General features: G+C 37.4%; 19 protein-coding genes. 10 read left to right on the forward strand and 9 right to left on the reverse strand.

Annotation, left to right across the window (positions count from 1 at the left end):
- Positions 1-374 precede the first annotated feature (374 nt).
- From MKY08_RS06920 to MKY08_RS06930, 3 genes are all read left to right on the forward strand, one after another.
- Entirely contained in the window at positions 375-1676 is a 1302-nt protein-coding gene (locus MKY08_RS06920) for a M48 family metallopeptidase (protein ID WP_069511848.1), read from the forward strand.
- Positions 1677-1786: 110 nt separating this feature from the next.
- Positions 1787-2602, forward strand: a complete 816-nt coding sequence (locus MKY08_RS06925; protein WP_069511846.1) for a YitT family protein — start codon at positions 1787-1789, stop codon at positions 2600-2602.
- A 110-nt stretch (positions 2603-2712) separates the two neighbouring features.
- Entirely contained in the window at positions 2713-3069 is a 357-nt protein-coding gene (locus tag MKY08_RS06930) for an MmcQ/YjbR family DNA-binding protein (protein WP_069511844.1), read from the forward strand.
- Between the two features lie 22 nt (positions 3070-3091).
- On the opposite strand, the gene MKY08_RS06935 is transcribed toward MKY08_RS06930, so the two are convergent.
- The 7 genes from MKY08_RS06935 to MKY08_RS06965 all read right to left on the reverse strand — a co-directional run bounded on the left by MKY08_RS06935 (position 3092) and on the right by MKY08_RS06965 (position 6996).
- Positions 3092-3436, reverse strand: coding sequence for a GIY-YIG nuclease family protein (locus tag MKY08_RS06935; protein WP_069511843.1), 345 nt, complete (start codon positions 3434-3436; stop codon positions 3092-3094).
- 16 nt (positions 3437-3452) lie between these two features.
- Positions 3453-4208, reverse strand: coding sequence for a DUF2087 domain-containing protein (locus tag MKY08_RS06940; RefSeq protein ID WP_069511841.1), 756 nt, complete (start codon positions 4206-4208; stop codon positions 3453-3455).
- Between the two features lie 130 nt (positions 4209-4338).
- Positions 4339-5214: an ABC transporter permease gene (locus MKY08_RS06945; RefSeq protein WP_069511839.1), complete on the reverse strand. Its 876-nt coding sequence runs from the start codon at positions 5212-5214 to the stop codon at positions 4339-4341.
- The gene (locus tag MKY08_RS06950; protein ID WP_069511837.1) at positions 5198-6133 is read right to left on the reverse strand and encodes an ABC transporter ATP-binding protein; all 936 of its coding nucleotides are present in this window, start codon (positions 6131-6133) and stop codon (positions 5198-5200) included. The genes MKY08_RS06945 and MKY08_RS06950 overlap by 17 nt, the downstream gene beginning before the upstream one ends.
- A 6-nt stretch (positions 6134-6139) precedes the next feature.
- Positions 6140-6544: a DUF3021 domain-containing protein gene (locus MKY08_RS06955; protein ID WP_069511835.1), complete on the reverse strand. Its 405-nt coding sequence runs from the start codon at positions 6542-6544 to the stop codon at positions 6140-6142.
- Position 6545: 1 nt separating this feature from the next.
- Positions 6546-6788 (reverse strand): LytTR family DNA-binding domain-containing protein, encoded by a 243-nt coding sequence (locus MKY08_RS06960; protein ID WP_256093169.1) that lies wholly within the window; start codon positions 6786-6788, stop codon positions 6546-6548.
- Positions 6763-6996: a hypothetical protein gene (locus MKY08_RS06965; RefSeq protein ID WP_256093168.1), complete on the reverse strand. Its 234-nt coding sequence runs from the start codon at positions 6994-6996 to the stop codon at positions 6763-6765. The genes MKY08_RS06960 and MKY08_RS06965 overlap by 26 nt, the downstream gene beginning before the upstream one ends.
- A gap of 315 nt (positions 6997-7311) precedes the next feature.
- Here MKY08_RS06965 and MKY08_RS06970 point away from each other — a divergent pair, with 315 nt between their 5' ends.
- The gene (locus MKY08_RS06970; protein WP_069511833.1) at positions 7312-8346 is read left to right on the forward strand and encodes an AbrB family transcriptional regulator; all 1035 of its coding nucleotides are present in this window, start codon (positions 7312-7314) and stop codon (positions 8344-8346) included.
- 48 nt (positions 8347-8394) lie between these two features.
- Here the strand turns inward: MKY08_RS06970 and MKY08_RS06975 are convergent, their stop codons facing one another.
- Positions 8395-10089 carry a methyl-accepting chemotaxis protein gene (locus tag MKY08_RS06975; protein ID WP_176723187.1) on the reverse strand — a complete coding sequence of 565 codons (1695 nt, stop codon included), beginning with the start codon at positions 10087-10089 and terminating at the stop codon, positions 8395-8397.
- A gap of 286 nt (positions 10090-10375) precedes the next feature.
- Between MKY08_RS06975 and MKY08_RS06980 the strand changes: the two genes are divergently transcribed.
- From MKY08_RS06980 to MKY08_RS06995, 4 genes are all read left to right on the forward strand, one after another.
- Positions 10376-10522 carry an RAxF-45 family protein gene (locus MKY08_RS06980; protein WP_176723186.1) on the forward strand — a complete coding sequence of 49 codons (147 nt, stop codon included), beginning with the start codon at positions 10376-10378 and terminating at the stop codon, positions 10520-10522.
- Between the two features lie 106 nt (positions 10523-10628).
- Complete coding sequence (gene abc-f / locus MKY08_RS06985; RefSeq protein WP_069511829.1) at positions 10629-12434, forward strand: ABC-F type ribosomal protection protein; 1806 nt, start codon at positions 10629-10631, stop codon at positions 12432-12434.
- On the forward strand, positions 12427-13218 hold the full coding sequence (locus tag MKY08_RS06990; RefSeq protein ID WP_069511827.1) for a GNAT family N-acetyltransferase: 792 nt from the start codon (positions 12427-12429) through the stop codon (positions 13216-13218). The genes abc-f and MKY08_RS06990 overlap by 8 nt, the downstream gene beginning before the upstream one ends.
- A gap of 100 nt (positions 13219-13318) precedes the next feature.
- A complete protein-coding gene (locus MKY08_RS06995; protein WP_069511825.1) occupies positions 13319-14053 on the forward strand; it encodes a hypothetical protein in 735 nt (244 codons plus the stop codon).
- Positions 14054-14117: 64 nt separating this feature from the next.
- Here the strand turns inward: MKY08_RS06995 and MKY08_RS07000 are convergent, their stop codons facing one another.
- Positions 14118-14498 carry a hypothetical protein gene (locus MKY08_RS07000; protein ID WP_069511824.1) on the reverse strand — a complete coding sequence of 127 codons (381 nt, stop codon included), beginning with the start codon at positions 14496-14498 and terminating at the stop codon, positions 14118-14120.
- A gap of 196 nt (positions 14499-14694) precedes the next feature.
- On the opposite strand from MKY08_RS07000, the gene MKY08_RS07005 reads away from it, so the two are divergent.
- Both MKY08_RS07005 and MKY08_RS07010 read left to right on the forward strand, forming a co-directional pair.
- Entirely contained in the window at positions 14695-15225 is a 531-nt protein-coding gene (locus MKY08_RS07005) for an NfeD family protein (RefSeq protein WP_069511822.1), read from the forward strand.
- Between the two features lie 15 nt (positions 15226-15240).
- The gene (locus MKY08_RS07010) at positions 15241-16797 is read left to right on the forward strand and encodes a flotillin family protein (protein WP_069511821.1); all 1557 of its coding nucleotides are present in this window, start codon (positions 15241-15243) and stop codon (positions 16795-16797) included.
- The last annotated feature ends 42 nt before the right edge of the window (positions 16798-16839 follow it).

A 16839-nucleotide genomic window follows, 5' to 3' on the forward strand; every position in this document is an offset into this window, starting at 1 on the left:
TTTACCCGCGGAACAAAGTGAAATACCCGCGAAATGAGAGGTTTTACCCGCGGAACAAAGTGAAATACCCGCGAAGTAAGAGGTTTTACCCGCGGAACAAGGTAAATACCCGCGAAGAACGAGGACCTGCAATAATATTGTTAATACGGATTATAAAAAAATTTCGTGAGACGTCACGGAATTTTTTTAGGTTAATTAGCTGCTTTAAAATAAGTATGGATAAGGAACAACCTAGTAGGTAATAAATATCGTGTTGACTATGGAGTGAATTGGTCAAAGAGTGAAAATAAAACCTATAAACTTTGTTCTAACTTTTTTAATTTAGCTTACACTTACTATAGGACGAACTTTGTGTGGAGTAAGGGGGAAATAACATAGCGAAAAAAATGGGAGTTGTGGCACTACTAATATTTGGTGCCTACGTTCTGGGCATGTATTGGTATATATTTCATAGTGGTGGTGGCACAATACCGCGAGCGTTTCAAGGCTCCGTTGCGGACCCAGTTATGTTTATGTCTGAAAAAGAACTAAACTTAAGTCTGGAATATTCGAAAATACGAAATTTCTTATTTTTTGTAGTAACACCATTTGAATGGCTTGCTTATATTGTAATTTTGTTAATGGGTGTTTCTCGCTATTTTGAAAAAGTTTCGACGTCCCAAACGAAAAGGAAGCTGTTACAAAATGCTGCCTATTTATTTTTATTATCGTTTTTGCTGTATGTAGTCCTTTTTCCAATTGAATACTATCGTTACTATTTAAGTAAAAGCTATGGCATTAGCACTCAAGCTTTTCCGTCTTGGATGCGTGATGGTGTCATTGATTTTTGGGTTAACTTTGGCATGACTTTTATTATCGTATCTGTTCTTTATTGGCTTATGAAAAAGAGTGCCAAGAGATGGTGGCTATATGCGTGGATATTAACGATTCCCTTTACGATTTTTGTAATGTTTATTCAGCCCGTTGTGATTGATCCGTTATACAATGATTTTTATCCGCTAAAAAACAAGGAACTAGAAACGAAGATATTAGCAATAGCAGAACAAGCTGATATTCCGGCAGAGCATGTGTATGAAGTGAATATGGCACAAAAGACCAATGCATTAAATGCTTATGTGACGGGTATTGGTAGTAATTCAAGAATTGTGCTGTGGGATACGACGTTAAATCGTTTAACAGATAATGAAATTTTATTTATCATGGCGCATGAGATGGGGCATTATGTTGAGAAACATATTTATTTTGGCATTGCGGGTTATTTATTAATGACCTTAGTCGGGCTTTGGATAACAGCGAAAATTATGCGGTGGGTAATAGCCCGTTACGGACATGCATTAAAAATTACAAAAATAAGTGACATCAATTCTTTGCCACTATTTTTACTTATTACATCCTTTTTATTATTTGCTTCGAGCCCTTTATCGAATTTTATATCAAGATATCAGGAAACACGAGCCGATCAATATGCCATATCAATGATGGACGATCGTCAGGCAGCTGTAACCGCATTCCAAAAGCTTACCATATCAGGATTAAGTGAAGTGAATCCACCGCTTCTTGTGAAATGGTTCCGCTATACGCATCCAACCATGCTTGACCGCATTATGAAAGTAGCGGAAACGGAAGAACCAATCAAAGAAAAGCCGATCAAGGAAGAACAGAAAAAAACGAGGTAATGATGGAAGTAAAATAATCCACAATTGCCGAGGTTTTTCAGGCGAATAAATTGGGTATTCTAACGATAAGTTGATCAAAATTAGTTCGTTTTAGAATGGTAGGGGAGTTTATGCGCAATATTGTTATTATAACGCTTGCATCCATTTTAATGGCATTTGCTTATAATTTTTTATTAATACCGCATGAGATTTTAAGTGGTGGATTAAGTGGGATTGCCATTATGCTTGGCATCGTAACGCCGTTGAATACAGGTGTGTTAAATCTTTTATTAAACTTGCCCTTGCTTATATTAGGTGTGATGAAGTTAGGGAAACGTTTTATTGCTTATACCATTCTTTCAGTTGCAGTAATGTCTATCGCCTTGTTAATTATTCCAATTTATAAGGCAACACAGGAACCGATTTTAGCTTCCTTATTTGGTGGTGTTATTGTTGGTCTTTGTGTAGGTCTGATTTTTCGTGCGTCTGGTTCCTCAGGTGGCTTTGATATTATTGCGATGCTGTTGAGTCGCAAAAGGGATTTTCCATTGGGGGTACTTATTTCAGCTATGAACGGGGTCGTAGTAGCGATTTCAGGTTTTGTTTTTAGTTGGGATGCCGCTTTGCTGACACTCGTTTCGATATATGCCACTGGGAAAGTTGTTGATACCATCCATACGAGTAATATTAAACTGACGCTAATGATTATTACTAGCAACGGTGAGGATGTGAAACAACAACTGTTAACTAGACTGCATCGAGGGATTACGATGATGGATGCGAAAGGTGGCTATTCAGGAGAAGGGCGAAAAGTGCTGATTACCGTCATTACACGTTATCAGCTGGCTGAAGTGAAAAGCCTAATAAAAGAAGTAGATGCAAAAGCGTTTGTGAATATTTTGCAAACAACAGAAGTGATTGGTATGTTTGACCGCGGTTCTAAATGATAGAAAAGTTAAATCATTTGGAAAAAATGTATTTTAAAAACACACGTAATTGATTATACTATAATCGAACGTGTGTTTTTAAATTTTTGAGCTTGAAGAAAGGAGTAAATATGCAAAAAGATATTATTCATACGTATTGTTTAAAACTTCGTGGCACAACGCATGATTACAAGGACGAATGGCAGGCTGATCGCTATCATATCGGTGGCAAAATGTTTGCCATGATGGGCGGAGATGCAACGAGAAAACCGATTATTACGTTAAAATGTGCACCTAGTCGTGCAGAAGAATTAAGAGAAACCTATGAAGGCATTATTCCAGGTTACTATATGAACAAAACACACTGGAATTCTATTTATTTAGATGCCAATATTCCGAACGAGTTACTTGAAAATTTAATTCAGCATTCCTATGAGCTCGTATTCGAAAAGCTAACAAAAAAAGCACAAAAGGAAATAGGCATTTAAGTGCCAGTCACGAAAATAATTCTCAAGAGTTATAGCCTTGTTCACCATAAGGTTGTAGCTTTTCAAGCCATTTTTGTTCAAGCTTTTCGAGTTCTTTTTTGGCATCAAAAAATCCCTCTTCTTTCTGCTTCAAGTACTCCACTACTTCGAGCTGAAAGGCATCCGTACCAAATGTAATGTAATCTGCTTGTAACGCTTTATTTGTATACGTATTTGTCTTTAGCATAAACTGAAAGCCATTTAGGCGCTTTAAGTTATTGAAGCTACCAACAAACACTTTGCCATTTTGTTTGTTCGTCATGGTAAAAACGCCTGCTTCAATTTTCATTTCTTTATAAAGTTCCTTTAATTCTTTTTTGTGGTCCATTCATAACCCTACTTTCTTATTTTTTTACCCAATATGCACTACCATCATCCTGACGATCCATAAATCCATATTGAATTAAATAGCGACGAATTTGTACATAATCCTCATACATCGGCTGGATAATTGCATTAAGTTCCTTTTCTGTATAGTGTGTTGACTCATCGAGAAGCTTTGTAATGGCGCGGAGCACAACAATTTTATGCTTTTCTCGTTTTGGAAAGCGGACAAGCTCCTGCCCAATGCCATGAGGGAAGTATTTAGCCAGTAGCTGTTGTTCTTCGGCCAAGGTGATGTTATAGCGATCATCCACCATCGTAGCTGTTTTGTGAATAGGGACAAATGGTTCTTCCTTTTGACCTTGTTCTTTTAATAGTTCCATCATGGCAAGGAATGTTTTAGCCTGACGTTCTTTTTCTTTTAAGGCAAAACGGTGGTGACGAATCGTTGTGGCACTGCCAATGGCAAGCTCTTCTTTAATGTCCTGATCGGTTTTACCTTCATAAAATAAACGCAGAATATGGCTTTGATGGTCCGTTAAGCCTGTCATTTTTTTATTTAATCCATTTAAGTAGTGAAAAACGGATTGGTGTGTTGTCAAAATATGATGTTGCATAAATTTTTTTGCTTCATACAGGACATTTTCATGTGGATATATAATCCCTTTTTCAATTTTCTCTCCACAAAGAAGGCAAGTGTAGTGTGTATCTTCATCCGTGTAGCCTTGTTTAATATCTTCGATAGAAGCCTGCCAAAACAATTGGTTTAGATCCATTGTGAAACCTCCTTAAAAACAAACGTATTTAATTTTTGTTTGCTTATTTATATTTAAAATAACAAAACGTTTGTTAAAAAGCAATAAAAAATACACATCGCATTGTCGTCGATGTGTATTTTCAATGAAACTAGTGATTTTTCTTTTTGAAAATAATAATTGATAATAGAGCAAGTAGAACAATAGTTATTAAAATAATTATATAACTTGTAGTTAGGCTAACAGCATGGCCATTAAGCTCATAAATAATACCGTAATTCAGCTTATAGCTTTCCACATGCTCCGTAGGAACGCCATCAAACACGTTCGCAATCGAGCTTTCCATAAAGGCATTTCGCAATAGTAATGTAGTATGACTAATTGGAAAATACATGATTAATTGTTGGGCAAAGCTAGGGAGGACGCCCACAGGGACATAAACGCCACATAAAAACCCGAGTACTGTACCAACGATTGTACTTAAAGTAGAAAAGGCACTTTGCGTGCTAACAAATAGTACAAGAAACATATTAAATACGCTCGCAAGGAGTACGGATAATAAAAGTATGCCAAGTACTTTGATGAAGGCGCTAAAACTAAGGAGCTCCCCGCCAGTTGACACAATGAAAATCTCACAGCCTATTAGAGCTACGAAGGAGAACAGACAGCCGATGATAAAAGCGTTCAATACATAGCTCATATGAATCGTTGCACGAGAAATAGGGGCTGTTAGAAAATCTGCAGTTGCTTTTGACTCCATATCGCGCACCGCAATGGCAAATGCACCTAAGGTTGTTGTAACCGCCATCATTGATAATAGACCAGCAACAAGCCATTCATTGACCATTGTAATCAACTTAGGAGTAGCCTCTGTTACTTGCTCAATCGCATCCACCTGCATTTTTTGGAGAAAAATTGCGTAAAGAACAATCACAATAATGACGGAAAGCAGGGAGAAAAAGACTTGTGTTTTATCTCTTCTAAAAACTTTACTATTGCGCTGTATTAAGCTAATCATTGCTTCCATTTGTACCATCTCCTTGTGCCATGATATGAATAAAGACATCATCCATTGTGCCCTTCATGACTTCAAAAGAGGCTAATAGGGGCTCGGCACTTTTTAAAAGTGTAAGTGCTATCAGTGTAGAGCTAACTCGAACATAGAAAATGCCTAGCTTTTCTGTGTACGGTAAGGTATTTTCCTTCAGCCACTTCAGCCCTAATGAACGATCATGAAATACAAGTGCCATCTGGTCATAGGCATATTTTGTTTTTAAGGCATCAGGTGTTCCTTCAGCGACAATACGACCTTGTTTTAACACTATCACCTGATGCGCCACGGCAGCTTCTTCCATATAGTGTGTTGTTAAAAATACGGTCATATTTGTTTCTGCCTGAAGTTGTTTGATTGCTTGCCAAACAAATTGGCGTGTTTGGGGGTCTAGACCAGTTGTGGGCTCGTCTAAAAATAAAATTTGTGGCCGATGAATAAGTGCCCGAGCGATATCCGCGCGTCTTTTTTGTCCGCCTGATAATGTCCCGTATTTTTGCAGTTCTATATCATCTAAGTGTAAATAGGTCGAGACGAATTGATAATTTTTTGTCAGCTGTGCTTTCGATAAGCCATATGTTTTGCCGCGGTGCAGGATATTTTCTCGAACGGTTAATCGTTCATCTAGGAGGCTTTGCTGAAAGACAACGCCGATAGATTTGCGTATTTTGGCATTATGAGATTTATCATCCAGTGTATAGCCGTTAATCGTAACGGTACCACTAGATTTTTGTAGTAATGTACATAAAATTTCGATGGTTGTCGATTTACCGGCACCATTAGCACCTAAAAATGCAAAGAGGGAGCCTTGCTCCACCTTGAAAGAAATTCCTCTTACGGCTAAATGCTCGCCATAGTGCTTTTGTAAGTGGTCAACTTGAATCGCAAATGTCATATTCGTCTATTCCTTTCTTTTTTGGATTTCATGATTGATTTCTTCAATATCATTTTTTTGCAAGACATATAAAATGCACCATACGATGAAGTAAATGATAATTTCCGCTACGATCACATACAGTATGCTTGAATGTTCGAACCAACGCCCAAAATAACCAGCAATCATTACGCAACATGTCACGGCAATAAAATGCACAATGAGCTGAATAGCAAATGCTAACCGTTCTATTTCAAAGATGAGGGATAGTGAACCTATTACAACACCAAGTATGGCGGCAATGATTATTTGTTCGAAAAGTTCTGCTCCTACTATTGTTGAATGATTCGACATAACACTTAATGTTACTAAAATGTAGGATGAGCTTAGTGAAATCAGTAGTCCAATTATCATCATGCGTAATATTTTCATATTATAATTCCCTCCCGATCCCTAATTGGCGTTTTAATTCTTTTAAATATTTTCGGCTGACATGAATGGATACATCATTTTCAAGTAGTAACTCTGTTGCGCCAATTTTACCCATTTGAATAGATGAAATTTTATTGATATTGACGAGCGTCGATTTGCTGACTCTTGCAAAGTCTTTTGCTAATTGGGCTTCTAGCTCATATAACTTGCGTTTGGACTCAAATTCTTGCTCCTCGGTCTGCAAAAAAAACTTTTGCACCTTCAGCATAAATCGAATAAATATCTGTGATTTTGATTAGATGAATTTCCTGTTGTAAATAGCCATCAAGCATGGTTGTTTGGACTGCTTGTAATTGCTTCATCAATTTTTCAATATGTTCGTTGTATTCTTTTGCATGTATATGAATCTCTGTTTCTTCTAGCGCACTATTAATGGTTAAATGAATTTTCATTGGAGGCCTCCTTTGGTAATCGTATTACCTCATCTCCCGTAAAAGAAAAGGGCATTTATGTACTGAATCAGCTTAATATTAATGTAGCATAGAAATTTTTAGCGAAGGCAAATTGTTTAATAAGTGGTAAAAATTAATGACTAACAGGTAAGATTTATACAATAACGGCAACTACCATCAATTATTTCCATTGCATTTATTGATTTCTGAATATTCAAAATTGTTTTGGTGTCTGGCACGGATAAAAGGCGTGAGTAGTAAATTGGGGATGTTCACGTCATAATAGAACTATTCATTCTTGAGGGGTTGCTAGCAATGTTTACATTTTATAAGCAGATGTTCATAACACTCTGTATAGGGTTGTTAGGAGCGCTTTTATTTCAACTTTTACATATACCAATGCCGTGGTTGTTAGGGGCTATTGCCGCTGTACTTTGCGTGCAGTTATTTACAAACATACAGTTACGATGGCATCGTTATTTCCGCAATATTGGTTTAATCGTGGCGGGCTATTCCATTGGATTTGCATTTACTAAAGAAGCCATACAGGATATACAACAGTTTTTAGGCAGTATAATTGTACTAAATATAATCTTTACTCTTTTATTTTTTGCCATCAGCTTTTTAGTTGCAAGGCGTACAGATTTAGATTTTTCCACTGCGCTTACATGCTGTGTACCAGGAGGCATGACACAAATTATTGCATTTGCCGAGGAGCAAGGCAATATGAATATGGCTGTCATTACGTTTTATCAGGTATTGCGAGTCCTTTTAATCGTTGGCTTTGTGCCACTAATGGTGACAGGCACTGGTGAAAATCTTGTCACGGTAGATGGCGTCTTTTCTTGGCAGTTGCTAACTTTACTACTTATTTGCGGCTTAGCAGGGTGGCTTGCTCAAAAGGTGAAAATTCCAACAGGCTATATGTTAGGACCGGTATTTTTATTAATGGGGTTGAATATAGCAGAAGTTGCTGTGCCAAAGATGCCCTTATCATTTCTGCATATAGCACAGCTAGTAATCGGTATTTATATTGGTCTTTTATTGAAAAAGGAAGACTTACATTTATCAAAGAAGCATGTATTTTATGCTTTTGCGTCAGCAAGTCTTTTTATCGGTTCTGCTTATGTTTTATCTTTTGTGATGAAACATTTGTATAGCCTTGATTTCCGTACAGGATTTTTAAGTATTGTACCAGGAGGACTCGATCAAATGGGCATTATAGCGGCTTCTGTACATGCAAATGTAACTATTGTGACCGCTTTTCAGTTATTTAGGGTATTGATAGTATCTGTCTTTCTTGTCCCGTTGGTAAAGGTGTTTGTCAAAAAGGTGAAAGTTCATGATTAGAGAATAAAAAAGATTGCTCATGCGTTAGCGATGAACAACCTTTTGGCCTCAATATTTAAACTGATGAATTAAGTTTTGGAGTGTTTCGGCATTTTTTGTAAGTGTTGTAGCTGCGTTATTAATGTCTTCCATAGAGTAAAGATTTGTCTCGGCGATTTGGGTCACGACCTTTGATTGTTCGCGTGCATCAACCGCAATTTCAGCCATGATTTGGGTAGAGGCATTGGCTTGTTCTATACGCGCATATAGCTCCTCTGCAATACCAGAAACTTCCTGAATTTTATGTGTGACTACCGCTACTTTTGTTGTAATGTTCTCAAATGCGCTATTTGTTGTACGAACTATTTCTACACTTGAAGCGGCTTCTTTTTCACTTTGTTGCATATAGTCGCTTGCTTCTTTTGCTAATTGTTGCATTGTATGAATAGTCTCGGTAATTTGAGCGGCAGATGTTTTAGATTGCTCGGCTAATTTACGAACTTCCTCTGCTACAACAGCAAAGCCTTTGCCATGTTCTCCAGCACGTGCAGCTTCTATAGATGCATTTAAAGCAAGTAAGTTTGTTTGATCAGCTATGGCATGAATAACCTCTACAATGTCTCCAATTGTATTGGCGTGTTTATCTAATGCTACGATTGAATTGACGCTTTGTAAGACGGCTTCTGTCATAGCATGCATTTGAGTTTGCATGGCATGTGCTGTTTTTTCGCCATATTTCGCCGTATCAAACGCTTCTGAAGCATGAGATGAAACTTCCATATTTGTTTCCGTTACAAGCTGAATACCGCCTGCAATATCCTGCATGGCTTCTGCATTTTCATTGGCGCTTTGTTTTTGGGTGCTTGCACCGCTCGCTAATTCTTGCATATTGGCTGTTAGTTGTTCCGTTGTTCTTGTTGTAGAGCCTGCTGTTGCAGAAAGCTCAGCAGATGATGCCGAGACTTCATTGGCTGTTTCATCAACTTGTTGCATCATTTTTCGGAGTGTTGCAAGCATTGCATTAAAGGATTTAGCAAGATCTCCGATTTCATCTTTCGTTGTAACAACTAACTGTTGCGTTAAATCGCCTTCGCCAGCAGAAATGGTTTCCAATTGCGTATTCAAACGCTTTAAAGGCTTGACAATATTACGCACGAGCAATGTTCCGGCAATGACAGCAATAATTGCCGCAATGATGGCAACAACCCCCATTTTGAGAAGCATTTTTTGTTCGATAGCATTGATTTCAGAGGAAGGAACACCTGCGAAAATCATACCTATCGTTTCCCCGTTCGCATTTTGAATTGGGCCATACTGTGTAAAATAAGGTTTGCCAACTACATCAGCTGCTCCTTTGTAAAGGTTTCCTTGTGTAAGCACGGCTTCTGTCACTTTAGGATCGGCTGTTGTGCCAATCGCACGTTGTCCATCAACCAGTATATTTGTGTTAACTCGTGTATCTTGAGCAAAAATAGTAATAGCTGCGTGGGATAACTCTCCTAATTTATCAATTAATGCAGTTTCCTCTGCTATTTTAGCGTCACCTTTGTAAAGCTCTCCATTTTTTAAATGCCATTCACCAGGTAATGTTTGATCCAAATTATAAACACTTAAATCATAGATTTGACTAAGGCGTACTTTATTTTCTGCTTCAATGGTCGTTTTCATTTCGCTTGTATTGACAATTCCAACAGCAATTAAAACAAATAAAATAACTGTTACAATCAACAAGCTCATTTTCATTTGCATCGTTAAATTTTTCATAGATTCCCTCCACGTTTTTGTCCACATAAATAGACAGCAAGTGTTGCAAAGTAACTTGCTGTAATTGTATGTATTTCAGGAAAACATTGTATTTTTACTAGTATATAATTACTTACGCTATTTGTATATTTCAAAATTAAATATAATTAGTGACATTTAGATTATTTCATTGTTAAATAGTGGGATTTTGTAATGATGGTTGTTCCAGTTGTGGAATTTAGACATTCCCAAATTATATGGAATATGGTATGCTATACCTAACTAATTCGAACGGAGGTGAAAAGGAATGAATATAAACGCTACGAGAACAGGTGTAAACATAGAAATTGATATAGCTATTTATTTTACACGTGTTCAAACTTTCGATTTTGCTAACAACGGGATAAGTCTGTCTATTTTTAAGCAAAATCAAATACTAAACGTAGCGAATTAACCATTCTTTTTCACACATATATTGAAGAAAAAGACTGCTTGTTAATTGAGCAGTCTTTTTTGTTGTCTAGAAATGTTTTTTCGCACGTTTTATGGAGGAAAAAACAATGCAAATAAAGGCTGAACAAATACAAAAAATCATCGGTGGCAATGTATTATTTGAAGGACTACAACTGGAAATCAAAAAAGGGGAACATGTAGCGATTGTGGGTGTCAATGGTAGTGGAAAAACAACTTTACTGCAATTGTTAGCAGGGCTCGATACACCTGATGCTGGACGTATTATTAAAAGTAAAGGAGCAACTATCGGCTATTTACACCAAATTCCAAGCTATCCTTTGCTTACTGTGAAAGAAGTACTGGAGGAAGCATTTGCTGACATCTACAAGTTGAAGGCAAAAATGACCACACTGGAACAGGCCATGCAAGTGGATGGTACGGACAAAGTGTTACAACAATATGGTCAAGTTCAGGAACAATTTATGCTACAGGGGGGCTATGAAGTCGATGCGCAATTAGCTGCTATTGCAAATGGACTTAATATTACGTCTTTACTTTCTGTGCCCTTTGCAAGCATAAGCGGTGGCGAAAAAACAAAGGTAATGCTAGGTCAAATGCTTTTAAGTAACCCATCTATTTTACTTTTAGATGAACCAACCAATCATTTAGATATGCAAGCAATTGAGTGGCTCGAACACTATGTACAACACTTTGCTGGCATTGTCATTGCTGTTTCGCATGATCGTCAATTTATGAATCATGTAGCGCAAAAAATCATTGAAATTGAGGATGGAGAGGCGTTAACTTATGCAGGAAATTATGATGATTTTACTGCACAGAAAGAAGCGAAAGTTGAACAGCAATTTGCTGAATATGAGGAACAGCAAAAGAAAATTAAGAAGATGCAAGAAGCGATTAAACGTTTAAGACAGTGGGCAAATGAAGCGAATCCACCGAATGCCGCATTGTTTCGCCGTGCTAAAAGTATGGAAAAGGCATTGAATCGTATAGAACGAGTTAAAAAACCTGGTACAAAAAAGAAAATGAATCTCGCGTTAACGATGGCTGAACGTAGTGGAAAAGAAGTGATACAAATGAAGGCGATAAGTCATGCATTTGATAAGTCATTATTTAAGAATAGTCATCTATCGGTCTATTTTGGCGAACGTCTCGCGATTATAGGCAATAATGGTAGTGGAAAATCAACCTTGCTAAAAATGATGTTAGGGGAGATAGTACCGAATCAAGGAGAGTGTAAAGTAGGTAGTAGTGTAAAAATAGGATATTTATCGCAGCAATTTGACCATGAAAATCCTGCCATTCGTTTAATTGATGCCTTTCGAGAATGTGTATCCGTATCAGAAGCAGAGGCGCGTCATTTGTTAGCACAGTTTCTGTTTTATGGATACGATGTCTTTAAGAAAGTGAAGGACTTAAGTGGTGGGGAAAAGATGCGTCTGCGTCTCGCGCAATTAATGCATGAAGATATTAATTTACTTATTTTAGATGAACCGACTAACCATTTAGATATAGAAGCAAGAGAGGTATTAGAAGACACCCTTGAATCCTTTACAGGTACTATTGTTGGTGTATCTCATGACCGCTACTTCTTACAAAAAATCTTTACAAAAATTGCATGGATTGAGCAACAAACGATTTATGTATATGAAGGGGATTATGAATGGGCAAGAACAAAGCATGTTCTTGTTGAGCAAGTGCCAGAAGTAAAAGTGGACAGTAGCACAAAGACAAATGAACACAGTGTTAAGGAAATTCCGATTGAAGAACAAATTGAAAAGGTAGAGGTCAAATTAAAAGAACCAACACTTGCTAAAGAGCAACGTCAAAAATTGGAACAACAGCTAGAAGCTCTATATGTTAAATGGTTGGAAGGAGGAACAGCACATGCATAAGCTCGAAGACATTATGCAGTTAGACATTGACTATATCAATGAATTTAGTGAAATGGAACGATGTTCTGAAGGAGTATTTTTTTACAATAAGGAAATGCCTATGTACTATGACGCCAACCATGCACATATATGGAAGAGAGTAGAGCAAGCAAAGACATTTTTAACTAGTATAAAACAATTCTATCACTCAAAAGGCTTGATTCCGAGAATGTATTTATATAATGTTGAGGAAAATCATCACTGTGTGGATGCATTATCATCACATGGTTTTCAATATGAGTCTTTTACGAATGATATCCAATGTTGGAATGGCGAAAATGTTATATTACCGAATAATCCAGCGATTCGCATTGAACGTGTGGCAGATACAAATGTACAAGAAGCACTAGAAGTTGAAATGAGTATTTCTACATTTGGTGAGCCTGCTTTAATAAAAAAGGCGTTCGATAACATGTACCGTTCACCGCATTTTACGTACTATTTATTAAAAATGGATGGTGTTCCTTGCTGTACGGCCAATTTGTTTATATCTGGTCGTCAAGGTCGAGTTGAAAGTGTTGCAACATTAGAAAGCTATCGCGGAAGAGGATTAATTGGTTATGTATTGCAGCATATTCAAAAAGAAGCTGTTAAAAGAAACTTAGAACATCTTTGGATATTGCCTATTAATGAGCAAGTCGCTAAAGTATATGAAAAGGCAAATTTTTATTCTTTTGGTAAAATAAAATCAATACATGCCTTTACAGAAGGGAAGACGATTCAAGAAATAAGGTCTGCAAAATAAACATGTATCCGTAAATTTTGAAGGTAAATTACTTGAAAAAAAGTGGTATTCGATTTATTGTCTTTAGAGATACTTGTTAAATGGACTTGGAGGATATGGAATGCACGGAATTTATATACGCTACAATGTCTCAGAAAAAAACCAAGAAGCAAAATGGCCCCGAAAAGTGGATGCATTTGCGTATGTTCAACGAGGAAAACCACAACAAGATAATGACAACATGCTTTCAATGGAGGAGCTAAGAAGTCATGCAATCCGATATATTAAAAGTTTAAAAGAAAATGCGAGTGCCCATTTAGTAGAGCAACATAAAGGGGAAATTGAACATTTCGATCGCCGCTATATGGAGTCGCTAAAAGTCAAAGAAAATATCGATTCACAGCTTATTAATCTTGAAGAAGTTCGCTTATTATTGCAATTGATGAATGTATTGAATTTATCGCATAGTTTTGGTGAAAATGCTGGAAAGCTATTACGTCAAATTACGCCATATGCAAAAGATATAGAGCATCCAACGTTCCAAACTACGCGAGTTGAACGTCATTTTTATAGTGAAATGATTGAGCAAATAGAAGCAATATATGCACGCATTATGCGTCAGCACAATCCATCCACGACAGAAATTCAGCAATCGGAAAAATTATGGATGAGCGTTTGTGAGCAAGCAATTGACAAAGTAGAAGCACGCATTGAGCGCTTATCTTCTATTAAATTAAAGCATGAAAAAAATTTATTAGAGTTCAGTCAGTTAAAGCAACAAAACATTGAGGCGAAGGAACGGTTAGACCATGCCGTCAATGAGCTCGATACGATTTTAAATGTACTAGAATCTTAAACTAGCTATATACAAAAAAGGGCATGTCGCCAATTAGTAATGAACACTAATTGGCAACATGCTTTTATTTTGCATTATTTTTTTCTGCTTCTTCACGCTTCCATTGGCGATAAACTCGTAATAAGTCAAACCCAAGTACAATTACGATAAGATAGAAGATAGGGCTATTATAGGATAAGCCAATTTCGGACTCGCCACCTAATAATGTTAGCACAATCCAAAGACCAACTGTATAGAGTGTTAAACCAGCATATGCTTTTTTGGATAGCTTTTTATATGTACCTTTTGAAGTCACTAGATTTATACCTACTAGGACAATTAATATAACAAGAATAATTTTTTTCGACAATATTTCTGCTAACGGAGTGGCAGGGAAAAAATCATTGACGAATAGTAAAGTGAAAAAAATGAAAATACAAACATTAATAATTGTTGATCGCTTCATGCAATATCTCCTTCGATGCCTTTATTCTTTTCTATTGTAACATGGTTTGAGTTGAAGAAATAAAAATACGCAAAAGAATGACAAGGGATAAATGCTTGCTTCTTAATTTTAAAAATTTTGATAATCTTAAAAATTATGAAACTTTTTTCTTAGGGCATCCGTATAGTAGGTAATATGATGAAAAGGGGTGAACAACTTGACGCTATTTGGCTATTCACTCGAACAAATTTATTTGGTGGTATTAATTTTCGCGGGACTTGCAACGATTTTGTTTATGTTTTTCGGCGAAGTAGTCGAGGGCATTGGGGATGGTCTACCGATTTTTAATCCAAGTGTCATTTTATCATTCTTAACATTGATGTCAGCAGCTGGATTTATATTAGAAAAGTTAGCCTTTTTCCCTAGCGTATGGAACATAGGTGTGGCTGCTATCATCGGCGTGATTTTAAGTGCCCTATTTTATTTATTTATTCTTGTTCCACTAAAATCAGCGGATGTTTCATTAGCCTATACGGAACAATCTCTTGAGGGGCAGTTAGGTAAAGTGATTGTACCAATACCAGAAGATGGCTTTGGTGAAGTTGTTATTGAGACAACGAGCGGTATGATTGCAAAGCGCGCAGCAGGCTATGACAATGAGGTCATTGATTATGATTCGACCGTCCTTGTTGTTGAAGTGAAGGAAGGCACTCTTTTTGTAAGAGCCTATGAAAAAAAGTTTATATAAAGGAGAGATACAGTAATGTCAATGGAGATTTTAATTGTCTTGGGAATTGTAGCATTTATTTTAATCGCACTAGTGGCACTGTATGTAACAAAGTATCGTACAGCGGGTCCTGATGAGGCACTGATTGTGACAGGTAGCTATCTTGGCTCAAAAAATGTACATAAAGATGAGTCGGGAAACCGTATTAAAATTATTCGTGGGGGCGGTACATTTGTCTTCCCAATTTTCCAGCAAGCACAACCATTAAGCCTATTATCAAGTAAGTTAGAAGTGACAACGCCTGAAGTTTATACAGAGCAAGGTGTTCCCGTAATGGCGGATGGTACAGCGATTATTAAAATTGGTGGTTCCATTTCAGAAATCGCTACAGCGGCTGAACAGTTTTTAGGAAAGCAAAAGGCAGAACGTGAAGGGGAAGCACGTGAAGTATTAGAAGGACATTTACGTTCTATTTTAGGATCGATGACAGTTGAGGAAATTTATAAAAATCGAGATAAATTTTCGCAAGAGGTACAACGTGTAGCTTCTCAAGATTTAGCGAAGATGGGTCTTGTTATTGTGTCCTTTACAATTAAAGATGTGCGTGATAAAAATGGTTACCTTGATTCACTAGGGAAGCCAAGAATTGCACAAGTGAAACGTGATGCAGATATTGCAACTGCCGAGGCAGAAAAAGAAACGCGCATTAAACGAGCAGAAGCATCAAAAGAAGCGCAAAAAGCCGAGCTAGAACGGGCAACAGAAATTGCGGAAGCGGAAAAAGAAAATCAATTAAAAGTGGCGGAATTCCGTCGTGAACAAGATATAGCCAAAGCGCGTGCTGACCAAGCTTATGAATTAGAAACGGCACGTGCGAAGCAGGAAGTAACGGAGCAAGAAATGCAAATTCGCATTATTGAACGTCAAAAGCAAATTGAATTAGAAGAAAAAGAGATTCTACGTCGTGAAAAGCAATATGATTCAGAAGTGAAGAAAAAGGCAGATGCCGACCGCTATGCAGTTGAGCAAAATGCAGAGGCAGAAAAAATGCGTGAGCTTGCACAGGCAGATGCGGAAAAATATCGTATTGAGTCGTTAGCAAAAGCGGAAGCAGAGAAAATACGTTTAGATGGTATTGCGAAAGCGGATGCTGAGCGTGCGCAAGGTGAAACAGATGCCGATATTATTCGTCTTCGTGGTCTAGCGGAAGCGGAAGCAAAACGTAAAATTGCGGAAGCCTTTGAATACTACGGTCAAGCAGCTGTCCTTGATATGGTTGTACGCATGATGCCTGAGTATGCAAAAGAGCTTGCAAGTCCACTTGGCAATATTGACAAAATTACAGTTGTTGACACGGGTGGTGGAGAAGGAGGCAGTGGCGCGAACAAGGTCACTTCTTATGCAACGAATTTAATGTCAACCTTGCAAGAAACATTAAAGGAAACTTCCGGTATTGATATGAAGGAGTTAATCGAAAGCTATGCGGGCAAGCATACATTGCGTCCAGAGCTTGAGCGTATTGCAACGGAGCTAGTGAAAAAGCCAGAGCCTGTTGTGACGACAGAACAAGTAAAAGAAACCGTCGAACAATAAAATAGTAAGAAAAGCTACCTAAAACTTCGGGATTAGGTAGCT

This window comes from Lysinibacillus sp. FSL M8-0337 (genome assembly GCF_038593855.1).
GTDB lineage: Bacteria > Bacillota > Bacilli > Bacillales_A > Planococcaceae > Lysinibacillus > Lysinibacillus sphaericus_D.

Coding starts and splice junctions, on each gene's coding strand:
- MKY08_RS06975 (WP_176723187.1), bottom strand. CDS start 10,089: ATGAAAAATTTAACGATGCAAATGAAAATGAGCTTGTTGATTGTAACA.
- abc-f (WP_069511829.1), top strand. CDS start 10,629: ATGCAAATAAAGGCTGAACAAATACAAAAAATCATCGGTGGCAATGTA.
- MKY08_RS07010 (WP_069511821.1), top strand. CDS start 15,241: ATGTCAATGGAGATTTTAATTGTCTTGGGAATTGTAGCATTTATTTTA.
- MKY08_RS06970 (WP_069511833.1), top strand. CDS start 7,312: ATGTTTACATTTTATAAGCAGATGTTCATAACACTCTGTATAGGGTTG.
- MKY08_RS06965 (WP_256093168.1), bottom strand. CDS start 6,996: ATGAAAATTCATTTAACCATTAATAGTGCGCTAGAAGAAACAGAGATT.
- MKY08_RS06955 (WP_069511835.1), bottom strand. CDS start 6,544: ATGAAAATATTACGCATGATGATAATTGGACTACTGATTTCACTAAGC.
- MKY08_RS06925 (WP_069511846.1), top strand. CDS start 1,787: ATGCGCAATATTGTTATTATAACGCTTGCATCCATTTTAATGGCATTT.
- MKY08_RS06935 (WP_069511843.1), bottom strand. CDS start 3,436: ATGGACCACAAAAAAGAATTAAAGGAACTTTATAAAGAAATGAAAATT.
- MKY08_RS06950 (WP_069511837.1), bottom strand. CDS start 6,133: ATGACATTTGCGATTCAAGTTGACCACTTACAAAAGCACTATGGCGAG.
- MKY08_RS07000 (WP_069511824.1), bottom strand. CDS start 14,498: ATGAAGCGATCAACAATTATTAATGTTTGTATTTTCATTTTTTTCACT.
- MKY08_RS06980 (WP_176723186.1), top strand. CDS start 10,376: ATGAATATAAACGCTACGAGAACAGGTGTAAACATAGAAATTGATATA.
- MKY08_RS06930 (WP_069511844.1), top strand. CDS start 2,713: ATGCAAAAAGATATTATTCATACGTATTGTTTAAAACTTCGTGGCACA.
- MKY08_RS06995 (WP_069511825.1), top strand. CDS start 13,319: ATGCACGGAATTTATATACGCTACAATGTCTCAGAAAAAAACCAAGAA.
- MKY08_RS06990 (WP_069511827.1), top strand. CDS start 12,427: ATGCATAAGCTCGAAGACATTATGCAGTTAGACATTGACTATATCAAT.
- MKY08_RS06945 (WP_069511839.1), bottom strand. CDS start 5,214: ATGGAAGCAATGATTAGCTTAATACAGCGCAATAGTAAAGTTTTTAGA.
- MKY08_RS06940 (WP_069511841.1), bottom strand. CDS start 4,208: ATGGATCTAAACCAATTGTTTTGGCAGGCTTCTATCGAAGATATTAAA.